This is a genomic window from Pyxidicoccus sp. MSG2, assembly GCF_026626705.1.
Taxonomy (GTDB): Bacteria; Myxococcota; Myxococcia; order Myxococcales; family Myxococcaceae; genus Myxococcus.
On the sequence record NZ_JAPNKC010000001.1, the window covers coordinates 9730924 to 9752689 of the forward strand.

A 21766-nucleotide genomic window follows, 5' to 3' on the forward strand; every position below is an offset into this window, starting at 1 on the left:
CGGGGCGGGGACTCCTCCGGCGCCATGCAAGCGCGCGGAGGAGCCCGGGTCCAGCATTGCCTTCGCTACTTCCCGGCGAAGGCCGCGTCGACGATGGTCCTCGCCTCCTGGACGATGGACTGGAGGTGGGCGTCGCCGCGGAAGCTCTCCGCGTAGATCTTGTACACGTCCTCGGTGCCGGAGGGCCGGGCGGCGAACCAGCCGTTCTCCGTCACCACCTTCAGCCCGCCGATGTCCGCGTTGTTGCCGGGCGCGCGCGTGAGGCGCTGGAGGATGGGCTCGCCCGCGAGCGTGTCCGCCTTCACCGACTCCGGCGACAGCTTCTTGAGCGCCGCCTTCTGCGCGGGCGTGGCCGGCTGGTCGATGCGCGTGTAGTGCGGTGCGCCGAACCTGGCGGCCTGGGCCAGGTAGTGCTCGCCCGGGTCCTTGCCGGTGCACGCGAGAATCTCCACGGCCAGCAGGTCCATGATGATGCCGTCCTTGTCCGTGGTCCACACGCTGCCGTCGCGGCGGAGGAAGGACGCACCGGCGCTCTCCTCGCCGCCGAAGCCGAGCGAGCCGTCCAACAGCCCGTCCACGAACCACTTGAAGCCCACCGGCACCTCGACGACGCGGAGGCCCCGCTCCTTTGCCACGCGGTCGATGAGGGCGCTGCTCACCAGCGTCTTGCCCACCGCGATGCCGGGCTTCCATTCGGGCCGTCTCTGGAAGAGGTAGGCGATGGCCACCGCGAGGTAATGGTTGGGGTTCATCAACCCCATGCTGCGCGTGACGATGCCGTGCCGGTCCGAGTCCGCGTCGTTGCCGAAGGCGATGTCGTACTGGTCCTTCAGCCGCACCAGGTTCGCCATGGCGTACGGCGACGAGCAGTCCATGCGGATCTTCCCGTCATGGTCCAGCGGCATGAAGCGGAACGTCGGGTCCACCGTGGGGTTGACCACGTGCAGGTTCAGCCCGTACCGCGTGGCGATGGGCTCCCAGTAGGCCACGTTGGAGCCGCCAAGCGGGTCCGCGCCAATGTGCAGCTTCGCGCCGCGCAGGGCCTCCATGTCCACGACGCTGCCCAGGTCCTCCACGTACGGGGTGATGAAGTCGTGCGGCTTCACCGTGGGCGCGGTGCGCGCCCGCTCGTACGGGGTGCGCTGCACGCCCGCGTTGCCGGCGGCCAGCAATTCATTGGCGCGGCGCTCGACGCCGGCGGTGACATTCGTGTCCGCGGGGCCGCCGTTGGGCGGGTTGTATTTGATGCCGCCGTCCTCGGGCGGGTTGTGGGACGGGGTGATGACGATGCCGTCCGCGAGCCCGCTGGTGCGGCCCTTGTTGAACGTGAGGATGGCGTGGGAGATGACGGGCGTGGGCGTGGCGAGGTCACTGAAGCGCACCTGCACGCCGTTGGCGGCGAGCACCTCCAGTGCCGTGGCCTGTGCCGGGTCGGAGAGGGCGTGCGTGTCCTTGCCCAGGTACAGCGGCCCGTCGATGCCCTGCTGCTTGCGGTACTCGCAGACGGCCTGCGTCACCGCGATGATGTGGGCCTCGTTGAAGCTGCGGCGCGCGGAGGAGCCGCGGTGGCCGGAGGTGCCGAAGGCGACGCGCTGCTCCGGCACATTCACGTCCGGGCGCTCCGCGTAGTACGCGGCGCGCAGCTTCTCGGGGTCGATGAGGAGTTCTACCGGTGGGGGCTTGCCAGCGAGAGGGTGGGCCATAGCGGCGCCACCATAGGCAGGCCGCACGCCGGATGGATCCCCCATGTTGCGGTACCTGTACGCCGGTACACCGTGGCGGGGGCCTTCAGGGCCGTGTCACACGCCACCCACGCCGTCGGGGCGCGGGAGGTGTGGACTCGCGAGCAGAAGCCAGACTCCGGAACGGGCCGTCAGCGCGCCTCGGCCGCACCGCTGGCTGTCGGCGGGGCTTCCTGGTCGGGGATGTAGAAGGCGCCGGAGCGCGCGGCGAGCGTGGCCGCGGTGATCAGGCCCACCACCACCCCGAAGATGACGATGCCGGCCAGTGTCACCCAGTCGGAGACGGACGCGGGCTGGAGCATCGTGGACAGGGCCGCGCCGAAGTCGAAGCCCCCGGCGGGATTCGTGCGCACGGCCTGCATCGCGCCGAGCAGCGCTGTCGTCAGCCCACCCAGCACGATGCCCGCCACGCCCGACAGCACGGCCGTCGTCGTCAGGGCCCCACGGCTCATCGCCCGGGCGGCCGGACGGACCTGCGTCTCCACGTCGAAGTTGGGGTCCTTCACGCCGAGCGGCACGAAGCGCGAGAGCAGCAGCAGGCCGGGGATGCCCGCCACCATGGTGAGCCAGAAGAAGTTCTCCCAGCCCATGGCGTAGACGGCGAAGCCACTGATGGGCCCGGCCACCACGCGAGGGATGGAGAAGAGGCTGGAGAGCAGCGCGAACTGGGTGGCGGAGAAGCGCTTCTGCGTGAGCCGCAGCAGCAGCACGGAGAAGGCGCCGGTGCCCAGGCCCTGCGTCACCTGCTCGAAGCCGATGGCGGAGTACATGAGCACTTCATTGGGTGCCCCGGCGCGCGCCACGAGGACGTAGCCGATGTTGGAGACAATCTGCACCACGCCGAACAGCCACAGCGCCCGGCCCAGGCCCAGCACCGTGGTCCACGCGCCGCCAATCAGCGTGCCGGCGATGGTGCCGAACAGGCCGATGGTGCCCAGTGCCACGCCGCGGTCGGTGGCGCTGTAGCCCATGTCCACCAGGAAGGGGCGCAGCAGCGAGCCGCCCAGGTTGTCCGCCAGTTTGTACGCGAAGACGAACGCCAGGATTTCCAGCGCCCGGTGCCGCTGCAGGAAGCCCACGAAGGGGTACCAGACGGCATCCTTGAGCGAGCGCGGCGGGGGGACGTGCTCCTCGGGCTCCGGGGCGAAGCGGGTGACGAACAGCAGCGGCACGTAGAGCAGCGCCAGTCCGATGACGACGATGCTCCACGAAATCCGTCCCGCCAGGGTGATGGCCGCGGAGCCGGCGATGAACATGGCCGCGCGGTACAGCGCCACGCGCGCGCCCACCGCCACGCCCTGCTCCTCCTTGCGCAGCACCTCCACCGAGTACGCGTCGATGGCGATGTCCTGCGTGGCCGCGGAGAACGCCACCGCCATGGCCAGCGCACCCACCACCCACGCAGCCTCTGGGTGACCGCCCACGCCCGCCAGCGCCAGCGTGGTGATGAAGAGGGCCACCTGCGCCAGCGCCATCCAGCCCCGCCGCCGTCCCCAGAAGGGCGGCACGTAGCGGTCCATGAGGGGCGACCAGAGGAACTTGAAGGACCAGGGCGCCTGCGCGAGCGTGACGAGCCCCACCACGCGGATGTCCACGCCGGCGCTGCGCAGCCAGTCGGGAATCGCAATCCAGACGAGGCCCAGGGGCAGACCCGAGGAGAACGAGAGCAGCGTCACCGCGGCCGTCCGCCAGGACGCCATCGCCAGGGCCAGGCTCTTCAGTGTCCCCGGACGCTGTGCGCGCTGCTCTGTCTTCTGCCCATCACTCATGGCGCGCACTATACCGAGTCGCCTCTGGCGCGAAGGGTTTCGTGTTCACCCTCGGCTGACGGGCTGCCAGCCTTCCAACATGCCCGGTCGCCGGAGCGGGGGAGCGGTCGGCCGGGCGCGCTCGGCTACTCGTCCAGCGCGGTGAAGTCCGGGCACGTCGTGCGCTCACCATCCGTCGGATTGAAGAAGTCCCAGCTGCGCGCGATGAAGGTGACGCGGCCCAGGGCGTTCCAGCACTCGGTGTACTTCGCGCCCTGGATGTCCCCGGCGAGCACCAGCAGCACGCCCATGCCCCGGCCGTCCGGCGCCCAGCGCGTGGTCAGCTCCACGTCCTCCAGCTTGCCCCCGACGACGAGGTCCGTGGAGGGGAGCCGGAACTTCATCTCCCCCAGGCCCCCCTCCGCCTCGCGGTAGGTGTAGCGCACGGCCTCCGTCAGGCCGCCCCGAGGGGTGAACTTCATCTCCACCCGGGTGGGCAGGGCCTTCGTCTGATAGTCGATGTCCAGCCGGTCCAGCGTGACGAGCCCTCCCGCCGCGAAGTCCTCCTGCGCGGCCCGCTTCACGTCCAGGGACAGCGTGCCCACGCCCTTGCGGATGCCCGCGTCCGCCTGGAAGGCGCCCGTCAGGAAGGCCCACCACGCGGTGTCACCGGCGCCGGTGCGGCGGTACTCCAGCCGATAGTCGAAGCGCAGCTCCGCACGCTCCATCACGAAGCGCACGTCGAAGCCCGGGTGGTCCCTGTCCTTGAACGGGCCCCACACCCGGCGGTCCGGCTCGCGCGTGGTGGGTGACGTGGCGCGGATGTTCTCCAGCAGCGTCAGGAGTCCGTCCACCGCGGTGTTGAAGTCGCGCCCCGTGTCGTCCGTGTCCGAGGCGAGCTGGGACACCTCGCCCAGGTTCGCCACCAGTCCGTCCTTGTGCGTCGTCAGGCCGCCGCCCGAGCGCCCCTGGCTGCTCGCGGGCAGCTTCGCGGCCAGGTCCTCACGCTTGGGCAGCGCGTTGAGGAACTCGAGGTCGTCGTTGGAGAAGTCGCCGCCGCACGCGGCCGCCGCCAGGCACAGACAGGCCATCGCCAGGTGTCGCATCGCGTGCTCCTTCATGGCTGGTAGGTGAGGAGCGCGCCCAGCTCCCAGTAGCCCAGCGAGCGCTGCTCATCGACGGTGTATTGCAGGTAGTGGAGTCGGGCCTGGCCGGTGACGTACAGGCGCGGCAGCGGCTTCCAGCGCACCCCACCCACCACGCCCGGGGAGAACATGGCGAACTTCTGGTCCGGGAAGGCCTCGTCCTCGAAGTCGCGCCGCAGCATGAGGTACGCCAGCCGCCCGCCCACGAAGGGCGTCACGCTCGCGTGGGGCCACTCGGCGGTGAGCGTGGTGCCCAGGCTCGTCACCGAGTAGCGGTAGGCCGGCCCCGCCAGCGTGGGCAGCGCCAGCACCGCCTGCTTGCCGCCCACCGCCACGTCCACACCCCACACCCAGTCGCGCCGGAAGTAGTCGTGCAGTTGCGCCTCCGCGCCCAGCAGGCCCACGGAGAGGAACAGCGTGTCGCGCGTGGGCGCGTCCAGGAAGGACTGCACCCCGCCGGAGAATCCCACCGTCCACCACGCGCCGCCGTCCCGCGCCGCGCCCTTCACCGGGTCGTCGGAGAAGGGCGCGTCGCGCAGCCGCGTCTCCTCCAGCACCGCCGCCCGCCCGCGCGGCACCTCCACCTCGCCGATGCGCAGGCGGTCCGGAAGGCGGCGCTTCACGCGGTACGTGCCCGGCGCCAGCGCCACGCGGCGCTCCACGTCCGCTGTCTTGTCCAGCTCCGCCACCACCATGCCGCCCGGGTCCACGAAGTAGTACGTGCCCGCGGGCGCGCCGCCCGGCACCAGCAGCCCCTCGCCGCTGGCGCGCAGGTCCGTCAGCACCAGGTCCCCGTTGCCGGCCAGGTCGTAGCTGAAGGTGGGGTGCTGCGGGCCCGCGGTGCTGGCCGCCGTGTCCGCCACCGTGCGCGCGTACGCATGCGAGTACGCCTCGAACAGCGTCACCCGTCCGTCGCCGCTGCGGTCCGCGTCGCCCAGGAGGCCACTGGCCAGGTGGTGCGAGAAGTAGCTGCCGCGCAGCGCGTCCGACTCCTGCGAGTCCTCGTCCGCCGAGCTGGAGGTGAGGATGACCAGGCCGCGCGCATCCCTCGCCGCGCCGGACTCGATTTCGAAGGCGGGCGCCCGCCGCGCGCCCTTGGTGCGCGTCAGCGCGCCGGAGCGGCACGAGTCCAGGATGGCGATGCGGATGTCCACCGGGGCGTCCGCCAGCCGTCGCTTCAAATCCTCATAGGCCAGCCGCGAGTCGCCCAGCCGCAGCGAGCCGTCCTTCGCATGGCCCGAGTAGTAGACCATCAGCGCCGTACGCTCGCCCCGGGCCCGCGCCTCGCGCGCGCGTCCCTCCAGCTCCGTCAGCGCGGCGAGGAAGTCCCGCGAGTCCTCGTTGAGCAGCAGCTTCGCGTCCCCGGGCGCCACGCCGCCCAGCCGCTGCAGGAGCGCGTGCATCTTCCGCGCGTCGTCTCGGGCGAACTGCAGGGGGCGCGTTTCGCCGCCGCCCTCGTCGTTGCCGGCCACCAGCGCGAAGCGGTGCAGCACGTCCGCATGCGCGGCCGTGGCCACCAGGGCCAGCGACAGGGCCAGGGCACGAAGAGAGGAGGGCAGGGCGCTCATGGCTTGAGCAGCACCCAGTGCGTCTGTTCACCCGGCACGTCGAGCAGCGCCATGTGCTCCACGTTGCCGTCCGCCGCCAGGAAGGCCCGCCGCGCCGCGTCCACCAGCGCGTCCACCGACACGGGCGCGTCCGTCAGCACCAGCACCACGCGCTCGGCGCCGGAGCCCGTCAGCTCCCAGCTGTCCGGCAGCCAGTGCATGTCCGCGCCGGGCTCCACCGGAAGGCTCTCGCCCGACTCCGGGTGGAGCGGCGTCACCTCGCCGATGGCGTCCACCGACACCGCCGCCACGTACCGGTGCTCGTGGGCCTGGTAGCCCAGCCTCACCCGCTCGCCGTAGTCCAACGCCTCGGGCGCGTCCGTACGGGCCTCTCGCTGCGGGCCCGAGCCACCGCCGATGCGCAACTCCGCCACCGCGCCGCCCTTGATGCCATTGAGTCCCGGGGTGTGTCCCGCGTTGTTGCTCAGCAGGGGCCGGGCCAGCAGCACCACCAGCACCGAGGCGGCCATCGCCACCGTCGTCGCCACCCAGCGGCGGGGCGGCGTGCGGAAGGACTCGCTGCGCCGCTGCCGCTGCACCGCGCGCTCCACGCCGGCCTCGAAGTGCTCGAAGGGAACCGCCGCCTCGAAGCGGGCCTGGTCGTGCTCGAGCCCCCGCAGGGTGGCGCCACAGGCCGCGCAGGCGGCCGCGTGGGCGCGGGCACGGGCGGCCTCGGCGGCGGCCAGTTCCCCGGCGCTCAGGCGGCGCAATGTCCACTCCGACTCGTGCGCGCTCATCGGACCCTCAGCTCCTCTCCACCCAGCTCGGCGAAACGCTCCAGCCTCTTGCGGATGGTGGGGACCGAGCGCCCCAGCACCGCCGCCACCTCTTCCAGCGTCATCCCGTCCACGTGGTAGTGCACCACCGCCGCCTGCGTCTCCACGTCCACCTTCGCCAGCAGCCGGCGCACCAGGTCTCGCGTCTCCAGCTCACCCGCGCCGCCGTGCGCTTCCGTGCGCGCCGCCGCGTCCCGCTCGAACCACTGCCGCCAGCCCGCCCGCTCCGAGCGGAGCTGGTTGAGGCAGTGGTTGGTGGCAATCTTCATCAACCACGTCAGCGGCGACGCCTCCGAACGGAAGTCGTCGCCGTGGGTGAGGGCGCGAGCGAACACGTCGTGCATCGCGTCCTCTGCCTTCGTCGCGTCCTTCAGGAGGTAGCGGCAGCGGCCCATCACGCTGCCGCCGTACTTCGTGTACAGCTCGCGCATGAGGGCCCGCCGGTCCTGGTGGTGGCCACCTTGAATCACCTTGAGGACCGGCTGGCTCGTTCCCGTCACGCGCGGCAGCCTACCGCGAGCTGCGTCACGGCGTGACAGGCGTGGTGAAGTTGCCGCAGGCGCTGACCGTTCCGTATCCAACGGCCGGGTTGAAGCTGACCGCGAAGTAGGCGCTGAGGAAGTTGCTGTCCCAGCACTCGCTCACCGTCGCCTTGCCGAACAGGTCCCCGCCCGACAGCTCGATGTCCGAGCGGCCAGCCCCGGTGGCCTCCCAGCGGCTCTTGATGGAGAGGTCCTCCCGCTTCGTGCGCGCGGGGTCCGTGTCGATGTTCTTCTTCAGGACGAAGTCCAGCTCGCCGCCCGCGCCGGGGGCCTGCTTGAAGCTGTAGTTCGCGTCCACGCGGCCGCCCTGCACCTCCTCGTCACGGACCTGGTGGAACTGCGCCACCACCGACGCCACTGCCTTCGCGTCCGTGCGCGAGTACTGGATCTCCGCGGTGCCCATGTCGTTCTGGTTCTGGTTGGGCAGGGTGCGCATCTTCTCCCAGTCGATGAGGAACTCGCCGGAGCCGTAGCCCTTCACGCGCTCGCCATCCGCGTCCACCGCGGCCGTGTGCGAGCCGGACAGGAATGCCACGAAGGCCGAGTCCTCCGCGTTCTTCGCCTTGCCCTCCAGCACCCACGAGTAGGTGTCGTCGTCCGTGCGCGTGACGGTCAGCTTCCAGGTGCTGGGGCTGAGCGCGTCCGTGTGCGGACCCCACACCGCCACGTCACCCTCGATGGAGGTCGGCGTGTGCTTGACGATTTCCTCGATGAGGTTGAGCACCGCCAGCGTGCCGCCATTCACCGTCACCGCGGCGCCCACGGTGAGCTGGTAGTACTCCGCCGTCTGCCCCTGTCCGTAGAACGCCGAGGTCAGCCCCTGGCCGTTCTTCTTCGGCGCCTTCATCTCCACCATGTCCTTGGAGGGAAGGCCCTCGCGGAACGACTCCTCGTCGTTCTTCGCGGAGTCACAGCCAGCGACCAGCAGGGCGGCACACAGCAGGCTCTTGCGCAGCATGGTTCTTCTTCCTTTCGGCCGGCCCCCGGCGGGCCGTGCGGCAACGTGTTCGCCCCAATGGACACAGCCCCGCCGGAAAACAGAAAAGGCGCCTGTCTGGCCGGGAAAAGTTTCGAAAAATCAACGGTTTGGCGGTTGGTTGTCCGCTCCCCAGGCATTTTCACCCGGCCTTCGCACGGCGGAATTCCTCCATCCCTACCTTTCGCGCATGGAAATGAGACACCCCAACCATCCCGGGGAGATGGGCACGGACGCCACGCTGGCCGAGCGCGACCGCGCTCCGGACGAGATCAACGCCCGCGCCCGGGCGATTGGGCTCCTGGTCGATGCGGGAGTGCCCTTCGTGGTGGGCGGTGCGTACGCGTACGCGACCTACACCGGCATCTACCGGGACACGAAGGATTTGGACCTCTTCCCGCGCAAGCGTGACGCGCTGCGGGCGCTCGAGGTGCTGGAGGCGGACGGCTGGCGCACCGAGCGCGCGGACGAGGTGTGGATCTACAAGGCCTACAAGGGCGACTACTTCGTCGACTTCATCTTCTCGTCGGGCAACGGCGTGGCGGTGGTGGATGACGAGTGGTTCAGCAACGCCAAGACGTGCACCATCTTCGGGCACGAGTGTCTGGTGGCGCCCGCCGAGGAGATGATCTGGTCCAAGGCCTTCGTGAACGAGCGCGAGCGGTATGACGGCTCGGACGTGAACCACCTCATCCTGAAGGCGGGGCGGAGCATGGACTGGGGGCGGCTGATGCGCCGCTTCGACCGGTACTGGGAGGTGCTGCTCAGCCACCTGATGATGTACCGGTTCGCCTATCCGTCCGAGCGGGACATGGTCCCCGACTGGGTGATGGCGGAACTGATGAGCCGCACGCTCCACACCATCCGCGAGGGGTGCTGGGAGGACAAGCTGTGCCGCGGGAACCTCATCTCGCGGGTGAACTATCACGTCGACATCCACCACTGGGGCTTCCGCGACGGGAGGGCCTGGGACGAGAACGAACGACAGCAGGGAGACGAGCGTGGCGCGCGATCCGAGCTCGAAAATTCGGTTGGCGGCAGTCGGTGACCTTCACTGCCGCGAGGACCAACACGGACGCTTCCGACAGCTCGTCAAACAGGTGAACGCCACGGCGGACCTGCTCGTGCTGTGCGGGGACCTCACCGACAGGGGGATGCTTGAGGAGGGCAAGGTGCTCGCGGAGGAGCTGTCCGCGCTGCGCGTGCCGTGTGCGGCGGTGCTGGGCAACCACGACTACGAGCACAACCAGGTCAAGGAGATCTGCAGCGAGCTGTCGAAGGTGGGCGTCCACCTGCTCGACGGGGACCACTTCATCTTCGAGAAGGTGCTGGGCGTGGCGGGCGTGAAGGGCTTCGGCGGCGGCTTCGGCAACGCCACCCTGCAGGCCTTCGGCGAGGGGCAGACGAAGGCCTTCGTGCAGGAGGCGGTGCACGAGTCGCTCAAGCTGGAGGCCGCGCTGAGCCACCTCGACACTGCGAAGAAGGTGGTCATCATGCACTACTCCCCGGTGCCGGAGACGCTGGACGGGGAGAACAGCGAAATCCGCCCGTTCCTCGGGACGAGCCGGCTGTCGATGCCGATTGACCACTACGGCGCCGAGGCCGTCTTCCACGGACACGCACACCATGGCACGCGCAACGGGAAGACCAAGAGCGGCATCCCCGTCTACAACGTGGCCATGCCCCTGCTGGCGAAGCACACGCCGGACCAACGGTACGTGCTGCTGGAAGTGTAGGGGCGCGTGCAATGGGGAGCGGGGTGGCCCGTACACGCGAGGCCATGCTGCACATACGCGCCGTGTCGAAGACCTATCCGAATGGGGTGCGCGCGCTCCAAGGCATCGACCTGACGATTCAGCGGGGCCTGTTCGGGCTCCTCGGGCCGAATGGAGCCGGGAAGTCCACCCTGATGCGCATCCTGGCCACGCTCCAGCCGCCGGACGCGGGGCAGCTCACCTTCGACGGCGCTGATGTGCTCGCGGACCCGCGCGCTCACCGACGACACCTCGGCTATCTGCCGCAGGACTTCGGTGTGTACCCCGGCGTGTCCGCCAGCGAATTGCTGGACCACCTGGGCGTGCTCAAGGGCCTGACGGACCGGCGCGCGCGCCGCGAGCAGGTGGACGCGTTGCTGCAGCAGACGAACCTGTATGAGCACCGCAAGAAGGCCGTCAGCGGCTTCTCGGGAGGCATGCGGCAGCGCTTCGGGATTGCGCAGGCCCTGCTGGGCGACCCGCGGATGCTCATCGTCGACGAGCCCACCGCGGGGTTGGACCCCGAAGAGCGGAACCGATTCCACAACCTCCTGAGCGAAGTGGGCGAGAACGTCGTGGTGCTGCTGTCGACGCACATCGTCGAGGACGTGCGCCAGCTCTGTCCCCGGATGGCCATCCTGTCCGGAGGCCGGGTGCTGCGGGAGGGGGCGCCCGAGACGCTCGTCGCGGAGCTGGCCGGTCGCGTGTGGCGCAAGACGGTGGAGAAGCACGAGGTCGCCGGCCACCGCGCGTCCCGCTCCGTGCTGTCCACGCAGCTCTCCGGAGGGAAGACGGTGCTGCGCGTGCTGGCGGACGCGTCGCCGGGGCCAGGGTTCGAGTCCGTGCCCGCGGACCTGGAAGACGTCTACTTCTCCGCCCTGTCGTCCGGGCCGCGCGCGGTCTGAGAGGACGACATGCTCGGCGAGGTGCTTCGCTTCGAGTGGCGCTACCAGACGCGCCAGCTTGCCTTCTTCGTGGCCGTCGCGGCCTTCGTGGGAATGGCCTTCGTGTTCGTCGGCACGGGCTACGGCCCGGACAACGTCCACGTGAACTCGCCACACTCCGTCATGCAGTCGATGGGGCTCTTGTCGCTGTTCTCCATCTTCGTGCTCAGCTTCTTCTGCGCGAATGCGGCGCTGCGTGACAGCGAGCACAAGATGGAGGAGCTCGTCTATGCGACGTCCATCCACAAGCTCACGTACCTGTCCGCGCGGTTCGCCGGAGCGCTGCTGGCGGCGCTCGCGGTGTTCACGGTGGCCGCGCTGGGGCTGATGCTGGCGCCTCGGGTGCTGGCCGTGGACGCGGAGCGGCTCGGGGACACGGAGGTGCTTCGCTACGTGTGGGCGCTCGCGGTGATGGTGCTGCCCAATCTGGTCTTCGCGGCGTCACTGCTGTTCGCCATCTCCGCGCTGACGCGCAGCGCGCTGGCCAGCTACATCGGGGCCGTCTTCCTCTACGCGCTCTACTTCGTGGGCTCCATGCTGGGGGACTCACCGCTGATGGCGGGGGCCGCGCCGCAGACGCCCGAGGCCATGGCGCGCGCAGCGCTGCTGGACCCATTCGGCCTGTCCGCCTTCTTCACGCAGACGCGGTACTGGACCGAGCATGAGCGGAACACCCGCCTGCTCTCACTGGAGGGCCCCTTCCTGCTGAACCGCCTGCTGTGGCTGGGCGTCTCGGCGTGCGTGTTGGGGTTCGTCTACCAGCGCTTTGCCTTCCGCGTGTCGGCCGGGTCGAAGACGGGCAGGGGAGCGACGACTGAAGAGGCGCCTCCAGGGGCCGCGTACCGGCCGGTGGCGAGCCGGGGTGGTAACGGTGCCCTTGCCTGGGCCGCGCTGAGGTCCGCGGTTCGGCTGGAGTCGCGGTACGTGTTGAAGAGCGGGGCCTTCCTGTCACTGCTCGCGCTGTGGGTCGTCGTGGTGGGCATGGAGGTCGTCGCGGGCTCCACCCGCACGGAGTACGGCACGCACCTGCTGCCCACGACGGCGGTGCTGCTCCCGAACCTCCAGCAGACGTTGTCCCTCATCGGCACCCTCACGCTGGTCTACTTCGGCGCGGAGTTGGTCTGGCGCGAGCGCGTCGTCCGCATGAGCGAGTTGCTCGATTCGACGCCGGTGTCCAGCGCCGTGCTCTACCTGTCCAAGCTGGCGGTGCTGGCGGTGCTGGTTGTCGTGCTGGCCGCCTCGGCGGTGGGCATCGCGGTGCTGTTCCAGCTCTCGCGCGGCTATGTCCACCTGGAGCCGGGGCTTTACCTGTCGCTCCTGTACTTCACGGGGCTGCCGCTGCTGTTGTTCGCGGTGGCGGTGCTGTGGCTCCAGACGCTGAGCCCGAACCGGTACGTGGGCATGTTCCTGGCCCTGCTCCTGGCACTGGTCCTCCGCCAGGGTGGAGTGGTGGGACTGGAGCACGGCCTGCTGCGCTACGCGGGTGGGCCTCCGGTGCGGTACTCGGACATGAACGGCTTCGGCGCGGCCGCCGCGTCCTTCTCCGCGTTCATGGTGTATTGGGGCGCGTTCGCGGGCCTGCTGGGGCTCGTCACGTGTGGCCTGTGGCGGCGTGGAGTCAGTCCTCCGCTGTGGGCGCGTTGCGCGGCGCTGCCTCGCGTGTGGGGGCGGAGCGGCAGGGTGGGCGCGGCGGCCTGCCTGGGCGTGTTCATCGTGGCGGGGGGCTTCATCTTCCACGGCACGAATGTGCTGAACCGCTACGAGACGCGCTCGCAGCGCGCCGACTGGAAGGCGGACTACGAGAAGGCCTACCAGCGCTACGAGATGCTGGCACAGCCGAGCATCGTCGCGGTGAAGTCGCACGTCGACCTCTTCCCAAAGGACGCGCGCTACCAGGCGGCCGGCACGTACCAGTTGGAGAACCGGACCTCGGAGTCCATCCAGACAATCTGGGTCTCCGTGCAGCGCGACGTGAGCCTGTCCGCGCTGAAGCTGGCGGGCGCGCGGCTGCACTCCCACGACGCCCGCTTCGGGATGTATGAGTTCCGGCTGGAGCGCCCCATGCCGCCCGGTGCGCGCGTCGAACTGGTCTTCGACGTCGATGTGGTGCGACAGGGCCTCGATGTCTCGGACCCCGAGGCCTCCATCGTCGAGAACGGCTCGTTCATCGCCAACGTGGAGGCGTTTCCCACCATCGGCTACCGGAAGGGCTACGAGCTCAAGGACGCGCGCGAGCGACGCAAGCGCGGCCTTCCCGAGACACCGGCGGTCGAAGCCATCGACGAGGGAGACCTGGGGCTCTCGGAGGAGGGAGGCCGCCAACGCGCGTGGACCACCGTGGAGACGACGCTGTCGACGTCGGAGGACCAGCTCGCGGTGGCTCCGGGTGTGCTGCATAGGGAGTGGCGGGACGGTGGCCGGCACTACTTCCACTACGTCATGGACCGCCCCACGGTGAACTGGTTCGCCTTCGTTTCCGCTCGCTACGCGGTGGCGAAGGTGAAGCACCAGGGCGTCGACGTGGAGGTGTATTACCACCCCGAGCATGCGTCCAACGTGGCCCGGATGATGACCGCGGCGACGCGCTCGCTGGACGTCTTTGGCGAGCAGTTCGGCCCCTATCCGCACGCGCAGCTTCGCATCGTGGAGGTGCCCTCGTACTGGGGCTTCGGCGCGCTCGCGCTGTCGAACACCATCTACTATCCGGAGCATCGGGGCTTCCTGGCGGACCTACGCGGCGCGGAGGGCGTGGACCTCATCACCCGCCGCATCGCGCACGAGGTGGCCCACCAGTGGTGGGGGCACCAGGTGGACCCGGCGAATGGCCCGGGGGCGTCCACCATCACCGAGTCGCTGGCGAAGTACTCCGAGCAACTCGTGCTGAAGGCCACGTACGGCGAGCCGCACGTGCGCGGGGTGCTGGCCTTCGACCTGGACCGCTACTTGAGGGGCCGGGCCGCCGAGGACGCCGAGGAGCCGCCGCTCACCGGGGTGAAGGACCAGTCGTATCTCTATTACGGAAAGGGCGCGGTGGTGATGAACGCGCTGAGCGACCTGTTGGGCGAGGCAGCGGTGAACCGGGCACTGCGAAGGCTCGTGAGTGAGCGCGCCTGGCCGAACGCGCAGCCGACGGCAACGGACCTGGTGGCCGTGCTGCGCGCCGAGGCGTCCGAGGCCCAACGTCCGCTCATCGACCAGTGGATGACGGAGGTCGTGCTCTATGACCTCAAGGTGGAGTCCGCGACGTACGAGCCGCTGGCGGATGGCCGCTACCGAGTCACCGCGCGGATTGCCGCGGCGAAGACGGCCCACCGTGGAGGCGAGGACGTCCCGCTGGAGCTGGATGAAGCGCTGGACGTCGGCGTGTTCGCCCAGCACCCGGACGGCGATGCGCCCGCGCTCTACTCCGCGAAGCATCGCTTCACCGGTGCCTCGACGGAGGTGTCCGTCATCGTGAAGGAACGCCCCGTCTACGTCGGCGTGGACCCGTTCCTGCGGCGCGTGGAGCTGGAGCGCTCGGACAACCTCCTGAAGCCCGTCATTGCTACAGGCCCGGCCCGGTGAAGGCGAACGCGGTCGAGCACGGCACGGACGAGCGGGACCAGGGCTTCATCGCCATCTGGTAGCAGGGGCAGGCGGACGACGCTCGGGAAGCTGAGTGGTGATTCATGTTGCAGTGTGTCAAGGTCGAGCCACGAGGCTGCCATGACCCCACTCGACGCGATGGATGTCCCGGCCTCCATGCCGGAAACCCCGGTGGTTCCTCCAGCGCGTGCGGGCGGTGGCGGGGTGGAGTTCGCCATTGGCGTCCTCAACGGTGTGGTGGGGGACTACCTGCACCGGAGCGACAACGGGCTGGCCACGCCGATGGAGCTCTTTCACGACGGGCACCCGCTGGCGCTCGACCGCGAATCGCTTCGTCGCGCATATCCCCACTCGCGGGGGCGGCTGGCGCTCTGGGTCCACGGGCTCGCCGTCACCGAGGCCGTGTGGTCCTACCCTGAGGATCCGGCGACGACGTACGGCGCGCAGCTGGAGTGCGACCACGGCTTCACGCCGCTCTACCTCCGCTACAACACGGGTCTGCACATCTCCGACAACGGTGAGTCCCTGGCGCGGCTGCTGGAGGAACTCGTCGCCGCGTTCCCGGTGCCCGTCGAGGAGCTCGTCCTGGTGGGCTACAGCATGGGCGGGCTCGTGGTGCGCAGTGCGTGCCACGTGGCCGCCGAGGCGGGCCAGGCGTGGCTGTCCCGGGTCCGTCGCGCCGTCTATATCGGCGTGCCGCATCTGGGCAGTCCGGTGGAGCGAGTGGGCCGCGCCGTCTCGTGGGTGCTGCGCAACATTCCGAATGCGTACACGCAGCTCATCGCGGATGTGGCGGACCTGCGCAGCGGCGGCGTAAAGGACCTGGGCGCGCCCCTGTCCGTCCCGCTGCTCCCGGGCATCTCACACCACCTGCTCGTAGGCGCGCTGGCCGCGAGAGAGCGGCACTTCGTCTGCCTGCTGTTCGGAGACGGCGTCGTCCCGCTGACGAGCGCCGCGGGCAGGGCAGGGGACGCGGAGCACGACCTCCTCGTCACGCCGGAGAACGTGCGCGTCATCCCGGGCGTGCACCATGTCGCGCTGGCGCACGACGCACGCGTCTACGCGCAGCTCCAGTCCTGGTTCGAGGAGGCGTCCCCATGAAGCGCTGGCGCGGGCTGAAGTCCCTGGTGCAGGACGTGGTGGACAAGGGCGCGACGGCCATCGAGGGCGTCCACCGGCGCACCGCTGCGGTGCCCTTCCGGTTGCTGCGCCGGATTCGGCCGCTGGATGCGCCCGTCCGCCGCATCCACGAGCTGCATGACCTGGCCGTGTCCACCTCGTACGCGATGGTGCGCCTGGTGAACCGCGTGGCCGGCAAGACGGTGGATGTCGCGCTCGACGTGGTGGAGAAGCGCTCGGCTCGCGTTCGCATTCGCGAGGTGCCGCCTCCGCCGTCGTTGCCTCCGTCCTCGCACTGAGGGGCGCGACGGTAGGCCGATGGCATGGATCAGGAGGGCGGGGCTTCCGTGATATGAGCCGCGCCCATGCCGCGAAAGCCCGCAGCCCCTTCGCCGCGCCCACGCGGTCGTCCCGGAACGAGTCGGCCGGCCCTGTTGGAGGGCGCCATCCGTGAGTTCGCGGAGAAGGGATACGAAGGGGCGACGACGGCGGGTATCGCGAGGCGGGCCCGGTCGAACCAGCCGCTGGTCCACCATCACTTCGGCAGCAAGGAAAAGCTCTTCCGGCTCGTGCTGGATTCCCTGTTCGAGCAGCTTCAGGAGCGCGTCCTCGCCCCGGAGAAGGACTCTCTCGACGTCCGAGCGCTGCTCCGGCGCTTCGTCCTGTTCACGGCCGAGCGCCCGGAGCTCGCTCGCATCTGGGTCATCGAGAGCGCCCGTGGAGGGCGGCACGTCAACTACATGCTCGAGAAGCACATCGGCCCGCTGTCCGAGCATGTGAGGCCGCTTCTGGCCCAGGCCATGCGCGAGGGCCTGATTCCAGAGGGCGACCCGCGGCTGCTGCTCTATGCAATCCAGGGACTTGCGAGCTATCCGTTCCTGGTCCCCGAGCAGGTCCGACAGTTGTCGGGTGGCGACCCATGCAGTGCGGAGTTCGCCAATGCCTATGCCGACATGGTGCTCGCATTGATGCTGAGTCCGAAGGCAGGCGCCAGGCGGTCGAAGAAGCCGGCGGCGGACTGACGGCCTCGTAACACCGGCCGGGCACGCGGCGGCGCTCCCCAGGGTTGGAGCGGGCACTCGTCCGGAGTGTCTGCCTGGCCGTGCGGCAGCGCACCGGGAGCCCCACTGCATGACGTGTCGGGCCACGGCACGGGAGCCGCGTCTCTTTACATAATTTATTGATCAATCTATAAATAACTCCATGCGAGAGGCCCCTCACTCCGAGCTCGTGCGCGTCTCCGGAGACGGTGGGGGCGGCGGAGTCGACGCACCGTACGAAGTCGCCATCATCGGGTATGGCCCGACGGGGGAGACCGCGGCGAACCTCCTGGGACAGCTGGGCGTGCGCACCCTTGTCCTGGAGCGGGACTCCGCCGCCTACCCGCTCCAGCGTGCGATTGCCACGGACGACGAGGTCCTGCGCATCTGGCAGTCCATTGGACTCGTCGACGCGCTCCTCGAAGACATGCTCACGGACATGGCGGGGGAGGGCGTCGACGCGGCGGGCAGGGTGTTCGCCCGGTTGGAGCCGGAGAAGACCGCCAACGGCTTCACGCGGCTCGCGTTCCTCCACCAGCCCTCGGTCGACCGGGTGCTGCGCGCCGGCGCCGGGCGCTTCCCCGAGGACGTCACCGTCCGGCTCGCCGAAGAAGTCACCTCGTTGGAGGTGACGCCTTCGTATGTGGAGCTCGAGACCTGCTCGCCGTCCCGAGGGGCGCGGCGGGTGCGCGCCCGCTACGTCCTGGCCTGCGACGGCGGCAGGAGCCCCACCCGCGAGCGCCTGGGCATCCCCTTCAGTGGACGCACCTGGGAGGACCCCTGGCTCGTCGTGGACGCCAGGGTCAAGAAGCCCTGGGCCGCGCACAGGAACTTCCGCTACGTCTGCGACCCCCGGTGTCTCGCGGTGGATACGCCCCTGCCGCTGGGGCATCACCGGTGGGAATTCCCCCTCGCGTCGGCGCACGGTCTGCGCTCGGGAGATTCGGCGCTCGAGCGGGCGTGGGAGTTGCTGCGCGCCCGCGGGGTGTCCGAAGAGCACATCGAGCTACAGCGCGCGGTGGTCTACGTGCACCACGTACGAACCGCGGCGCGGTGGCGTCAGGGCAACGTCTTCCTGTGCGGTGACGCGGCCCACGTGATGCCGCCATGGGCGGGGCAGGGGATGTCCTCGGGCGTGCGCGACGTGGGCAACCTCGCGTGGAAGCTCGCCGCCGTCCTGCGGGGACAGGCGCCTGACGCGCTCCTGGATACCTACCAGGAGGAGCGCATGCCGCACGTGCAGGCGATGCAGCGGCTCGCCGTCGGCATTGGCCAGGTCTTCACCCTGCGGCCCTGGTGGGCGCGCACGCTCCGGGATGCGGCCTTTCGGGCCGTGATGGCCACTCCAGGGCTGAATGCCCTGCTGAAGCGCGGCGACTTCAAGCCCCAGCCGCCATGCCACGGCGCGGCCGTGTTGCGGAGCCGTCGCGGCGGCCCGGAGGGAACCCTGTTTCCCCAGTCCCTGGTTGCCGACCGCGACGGACGTCCTCGCAGGCTGGACGACGTGCTGCCGCCGGGCTTCGTCATCCTGGGCGACGAGTGCGACCCCCGGGCGGTGCTGCCCGCGGGCGCCACCGCGGGGTGGGCGGCCCTCGGCACGCGCTTCCTCACGGTGCGCCGCGCGGTGTCCACGGGGGCGGGCGACGAGCTCGCCGACCTGCAGGGCGGGCTCGCCCGGTTCTTCGACAACCATGGCGCTCGCGTCGTCGTCCTGCGTCCTGACCGTGTCGTGCTCGGACTGGACGGACGCGGGTACGAGCTCCACTGCCCTGAAGTCCTCCGGGCCCCCCGGCGGACGACCGGAGGCCTGACACCGGAACTGGAGGCCTCGCATGCGTAGCAACTGCGCGCTCGCCTATCTCGGCATCGAGGCCCGCTCGCCCGATGACTGGCACGTCTTCCTGGAGGATGGGCTGGGCCTCGACGTGTCGTGGCGGGAGTCGTACCTCGTCGGGCGGCTGGACGAGCGCGCTTGCCGACTCCTCATCCACCAGGGCCCCCGCGATGACCTGACGCTCGTGGGTTGGGAGTGTGGGTCGGAGCGCGATGCCGAGGCGAGGGTTGCCGGCTTCCGCGACCGGGGCGCCGCCGTCACGCGCGGTACCTCGCTGGAAGCGAAGCTGCGGGGCATGGAGGGCTTCTTCAGCCTCCGCGAGCGCAACGGCCTCGTCTTCGAGCTGGCGTGGGGCGCGCACGCGGAGGCTCCCGTGCGGCTGCCGCTCGTGCCTCACGGCTTCGTGGCCCAGGACGGCGGGCTCGGCCACGTCGCGCTGTTGACGGACGACCTGGAGGCGAGCACCCGGGACTACGCCGAGCTGCTGTCGGCGCGCTTGAGCGACCACATCGTCGACCGGGAGCTGGGCCTCGTGCCAATGCGGGTGCGCTTCCTGCGTACCAACCCGCGGCACCACTCCCTTGCGCTCGTGCGGGCCTCGCTCCCGTTCAATCCGCTCCCCCGCGGCATCCACCACATGATGTTGCAGATGGCCTCGCCCGACGACGTCCAGGACGCCTTCGCGCGCTTGCGGCGTCACGGGTTCATCATCTCGCGCACGATGGGGAAGCATCCCAACGACCGTGTCACCTCGTTCTACGTGCGCTCCCCCTCGATGTTCGACGTGGAGGTGGGCTCGGGCGCCATCACCGTCGACGACGAGGACACGTGGGCGCCGCGCGAATACCAGGGCATCAGCCTCTGGGGGCATTCGCTCCGGAGCATGCCCGTCGGTGAGATGGTCCGCGTCGGCCTCGGCCGGCTCTTCAAGAAGGGACACAGATGAACGCCGTTGCGCCCCAGGGGTCCTTCGTCGAATGCGCGGATGGGCTGCGCGTCCACTACCACGAGCGCGGCACGGGCTCTCCGGTCGTCTTCATCCATGGAGGCGGCCCGGGCGCGACCGGGTACAGCAACTTCGACGCGAACATGCGCGCGCTCGAGAAGCACGGCTACCGCGCCATCGCGGTCGACCTCCTGGGCTTCGGCGACTCGAGCCAGCCGGACATCCGCTACTCGTACAAGGTGTACGCCAACACCCTCGAGCGGCTCGCTGACGGATTGGGACTCGAGAAGATGGTCCTCGTCGGCAACTCGCTCGGCGGAGGGACGGCCCTGCAGTACACGCTCGACCACCCGGAGCGGGTGGAGAAGCTGGTGCTCATGGCCCCGGGCGGGCTCGCGTCCAGGGTCCGGTACGCGATGATGCCCGGCATCCGCGCGATGTTCTGGGCCATGCTCGCCCCCGGGGGGCCCAACGAGGAGCGCATCCGCGACGTCATCCAGAAGCAGGTCTGGGATTCATCGCTCGTCACGGACGCGCTCGTGCGCCAGCGTCTGGGGTCCGCGCTCAAGCAGAGCAAGGCGGCGTTCCGGGGGCCGAGGCTCGCCGACTTCAGCTCGCGCCTCTCGGAGATTCGCGTCCCGACGCTCGTCCTCTGGGGGACCGTGGACCGCTTCTGCCCGTTCGAGCATGCCTCGAAGCTTGTCTCGAACATCCCGGTGTGCCGCCTCGTCGCGCTCAGCCAGTGCGGGCACTGGGTGCAGGTCGAGCGGTCCGACGTGTTCGACCGGGAGCTGGCCTCGTTCCTCCTGGAAGGCCGGGCGGCTTCCGCATGAGCACCGCGCAGGTACCGGCGGGGCGCATCGACGTCCACCACCACCTGTTGCCACCGTTCTACGTCGAGGCGCTCGCCCGTCACGGGCAGCGGAGGGTCGCCGGGGCGGCTGTGCCAGCCTGGACGCCGGAGCGCTCGTTGTCCCTCATGGACCTGCACGGCATCCGCACGGCGCTCGTGTCCATCTCGGCGCCGGGAGTGCACTTCGGCGACGACGCCGAAGCGGCTCGGCTCGCCCGCGCATGCAACGAGTACGCGGCGGAGCTCGGCGCGGACCACCCCGGCCGGTTCGGCTCGTTCGCGGTGCTTCCGATGCCCTGCGCCGGCCTGGCGGCGGCCGAGGCCGTCCATGCGCTCGACACGCTCGGGGCGGATGGGGTGGTGCTCCTCGGAAGCAGCCGGGGCGTGTTCCTCGGGCACCCGGACCTCGACGAGCTGATGGCGGAGTTGGACAGGCGCTCGGCCACGGTCTTCGTGCACCCGAACCTGCACGCGACGAGCGAGACGCTGGGGTTGGAGTTGCCCGGCTTCCTCCTCGAGTTCCTCTGCGACACGACCCGCGCGGCGACGAACCTCATCATCTCTGGGACACTCGAGAGGTACCCGCGCATCCGCTGGATTCTGGCGCACGCTGGCGGCTTCCTGCCCTACATCGCGTGGCGGCTGTCGCTCGCAAACTTCATGCCCGAGCTGAGTGAGCGCGCGCCCGCGGGCATCCTCGACTCCATCCGTCGGTTCTACTTCGACACGGCGCTCTCCCCGTCGCCCTATGCGATGGCCGCGCTGGAGCGGCTCGTCGACCCGACCCACATCCTGTTCGGCAGTGACTTCCCCTTCGCGCCCGAGCCCGTCACCGCGGCCCAGATGCATGAGCTGGGCAGGATGCCCGGATGGGACGACACGATGCGCGACGGGGTCGCCCGCCGGCATGCGCTGGCACTGTTCCCCCGGCTCGCGGCGGTGGGTGAAAACGTCCCCGCTGCGCCCGAGGCGCCTCGTGTCACACTCGGCATCCGCGCGAAGCGCGCCATGCTCAAACCCGTGGTCCGGGTGCTCAGCCGGCTGCGGGAGCGTTAGTCCACCACCCGACGACGCGGTGGGAGCGGGCAGGCAGGCAGCGCTCCCCAGGTTGGGTGCTTCCAGTCCCGCTGCGCCAGCCCCACCTTCCTCGAAGGG

At 70.0% G+C, this 21766-nt stretch carries 18 protein-coding genes; 11 read left to right on the forward strand and 7 right to left on the reverse strand.

What is annotated here, in order from left to right; all coding sequences use genetic code 11:
- Positions 1 to 65: 65 nt before the first annotated feature.
- From pgm to OV427_RS38230, 7 genes are all read right to left on the reverse strand, one after another.
- Positions 66 to 1703, reverse strand: coding sequence for a phosphoglucomutase (alpha-D-glucose-1,6-bisphosphate-dependent) (gene pgm / locus OV427_RS38200; RefSeq protein WP_267861156.1), 1638 nt, complete (start codon positions 1701 to 1703; stop codon positions 66 to 68).
- Positions 1704 to 1873: 170 nt separating this feature from the next.
- Complete coding sequence (locus tag OV427_RS38205) at positions 1874 to 3511, reverse strand: AmpG family muropeptide MFS transporter (protein ID WP_267861157.1); 1638 nt, start codon at positions 3509 to 3511, stop codon at positions 1874 to 1876.
- 125 nt (positions 3512 to 3636) lie between these two features.
- A complete protein-coding gene (locus OV427_RS38210) occupies positions 3637 to 4596 on the reverse strand; it encodes a hypothetical protein (protein WP_267861158.1) in 960 nt (319 codons plus the stop codon).
- Positions 4597 to 4607: 11 nt separating this feature from the next.
- Complete coding sequence (locus OV427_RS38215; protein WP_267861159.1) at positions 4608 to 6203, reverse strand: caspase family protein; 1596 nt, start codon at positions 6201 to 6203, stop codon at positions 4608 to 4610.
- Positions 6200 to 6979, reverse strand: a complete 780-nt coding sequence (locus OV427_RS38220; RefSeq protein ID WP_267861160.1) for an ACP synthase — start codon at positions 6977 to 6979, stop codon at positions 6200 to 6202. Before OV427_RS38220 ends, OV427_RS38215 begins: the two co-directional genes overlap by 4 nt.
- Positions 6976 to 7518, reverse strand: a complete 543-nt coding sequence (locus tag OV427_RS38225; protein WP_267861161.1) for an RNA polymerase sigma factor — start codon at positions 7516 to 7518, stop codon at positions 6976 to 6978. Before OV427_RS38225 ends, OV427_RS38220 begins: the two co-directional genes overlap by 4 nt.
- Positions 7519 to 7543: 25 nt before the next feature.
- Positions 7544 to 8518: a hypothetical protein gene (locus OV427_RS38230; protein WP_267861162.1), complete on the reverse strand. Its 975-nt coding sequence runs from the start codon at positions 8516 to 8518 to the stop codon at positions 7544 to 7546.
- A 241-nt stretch (positions 8519 to 8759) separates the two neighbouring features.
- Between OV427_RS38230 and OV427_RS38235 the strand changes: the two genes are divergently transcribed.
- The 11 genes from OV427_RS38235 to OV427_RS38285 all read left to right on the forward strand — a co-directional run bounded on the left by OV427_RS38235 (position 8760) and on the right by OV427_RS38285 (position 21667).
- Complete coding sequence (locus tag OV427_RS38235; protein WP_267863538.1) at positions 8760 to 9584, forward strand: nucleotidyltransferase; 825 nt, start codon at positions 8760 to 8762, stop codon at positions 9582 to 9584.
- Complete coding sequence (locus OV427_RS38240) at positions 9568 to 10272, forward strand: metallophosphoesterase family protein (protein ID WP_267861163.1); 705 nt, start codon at positions 9568 to 9570, stop codon at positions 10270 to 10272. Before OV427_RS38235 ends, OV427_RS38240 begins: the two co-directional genes overlap by 17 nt.
- Positions 10273 to 10316: 44 nt before the next feature.
- Entirely contained in the window at positions 10317 to 11195 is an 879-nt protein-coding gene (locus OV427_RS38245; protein WP_267861164.1) for an ABC transporter ATP-binding protein, read from the forward strand.
- A gap of 9 nt (positions 11196 to 11204) precedes the next feature.
- Entirely contained in the window at positions 11205 to 14798 is a 3594-nt protein-coding gene (locus tag OV427_RS38250; RefSeq protein WP_267861165.1) for a M1 family aminopeptidase, read from the forward strand.
- Positions 14799 to 14939: 141 nt separating this feature from the next.
- Positions 14940 to 15920, forward strand: coding sequence for an esterase/lipase family protein (locus OV427_RS38255; protein ID WP_267861166.1), 981 nt, complete (start codon positions 14940 to 14942; stop codon positions 15918 to 15920).
- A complete protein-coding gene (locus tag OV427_RS38260) occupies positions 15917 to 16237 on the forward strand; it encodes a hypothetical protein (protein WP_267861167.1) in 321 nt (106 codons plus the stop codon). Before OV427_RS38255 ends, OV427_RS38260 begins: the two co-directional genes overlap by 4 nt.
- Before the next feature lie 135 nt (positions 16238 to 16372).
- Positions 16373 to 16960, forward strand: a complete 588-nt coding sequence (locus OV427_RS38265; RefSeq protein WP_267861168.1) for a TetR/AcrR family transcriptional regulator — start codon at positions 16373 to 16375, stop codon at positions 16958 to 16960.
- 181 nt (positions 16961 to 17141) lie between these two features.
- The gene (locus tag OV427_RS38270) at positions 17142 to 18818 is read left to right on the forward strand and encodes a bifunctional 3-(3-hydroxy-phenyl)propionate/3-hydroxycinnamic acid hydroxylase (protein WP_267861169.1); all 1677 of its coding nucleotides are present in this window, start codon (positions 17142 to 17144) and stop codon (positions 18816 to 18818) included.
- Positions 18811 to 19758, forward strand: a complete 948-nt coding sequence (locus OV427_RS38275; RefSeq protein ID WP_267861170.1) for a VOC family protein — start codon at positions 18811 to 18813, stop codon at positions 19756 to 19758. The genes OV427_RS38270 and OV427_RS38275 overlap by 8 nt, the downstream gene beginning before the upstream one ends.
- Positions 19755 to 20591 (forward strand): alpha/beta fold hydrolase, encoded by an 837-nt coding sequence (locus tag OV427_RS38280; RefSeq protein ID WP_267861171.1) that lies wholly within the window; start codon positions 19755 to 19757, stop codon positions 20589 to 20591. The genes OV427_RS38275 and OV427_RS38280 overlap by 4 nt, the downstream gene beginning before the upstream one ends.
- Complete coding sequence (locus OV427_RS38285; RefSeq protein WP_267861172.1) at positions 20588 to 21667, forward strand: amidohydrolase family protein; 1080 nt, start codon at positions 20588 to 20590, stop codon at positions 21665 to 21667. The genes OV427_RS38280 and OV427_RS38285 overlap by 4 nt, the downstream gene beginning before the upstream one ends.
- The last annotated feature ends 99 nt before the right edge of the window (positions 21668 to 21766 follow it).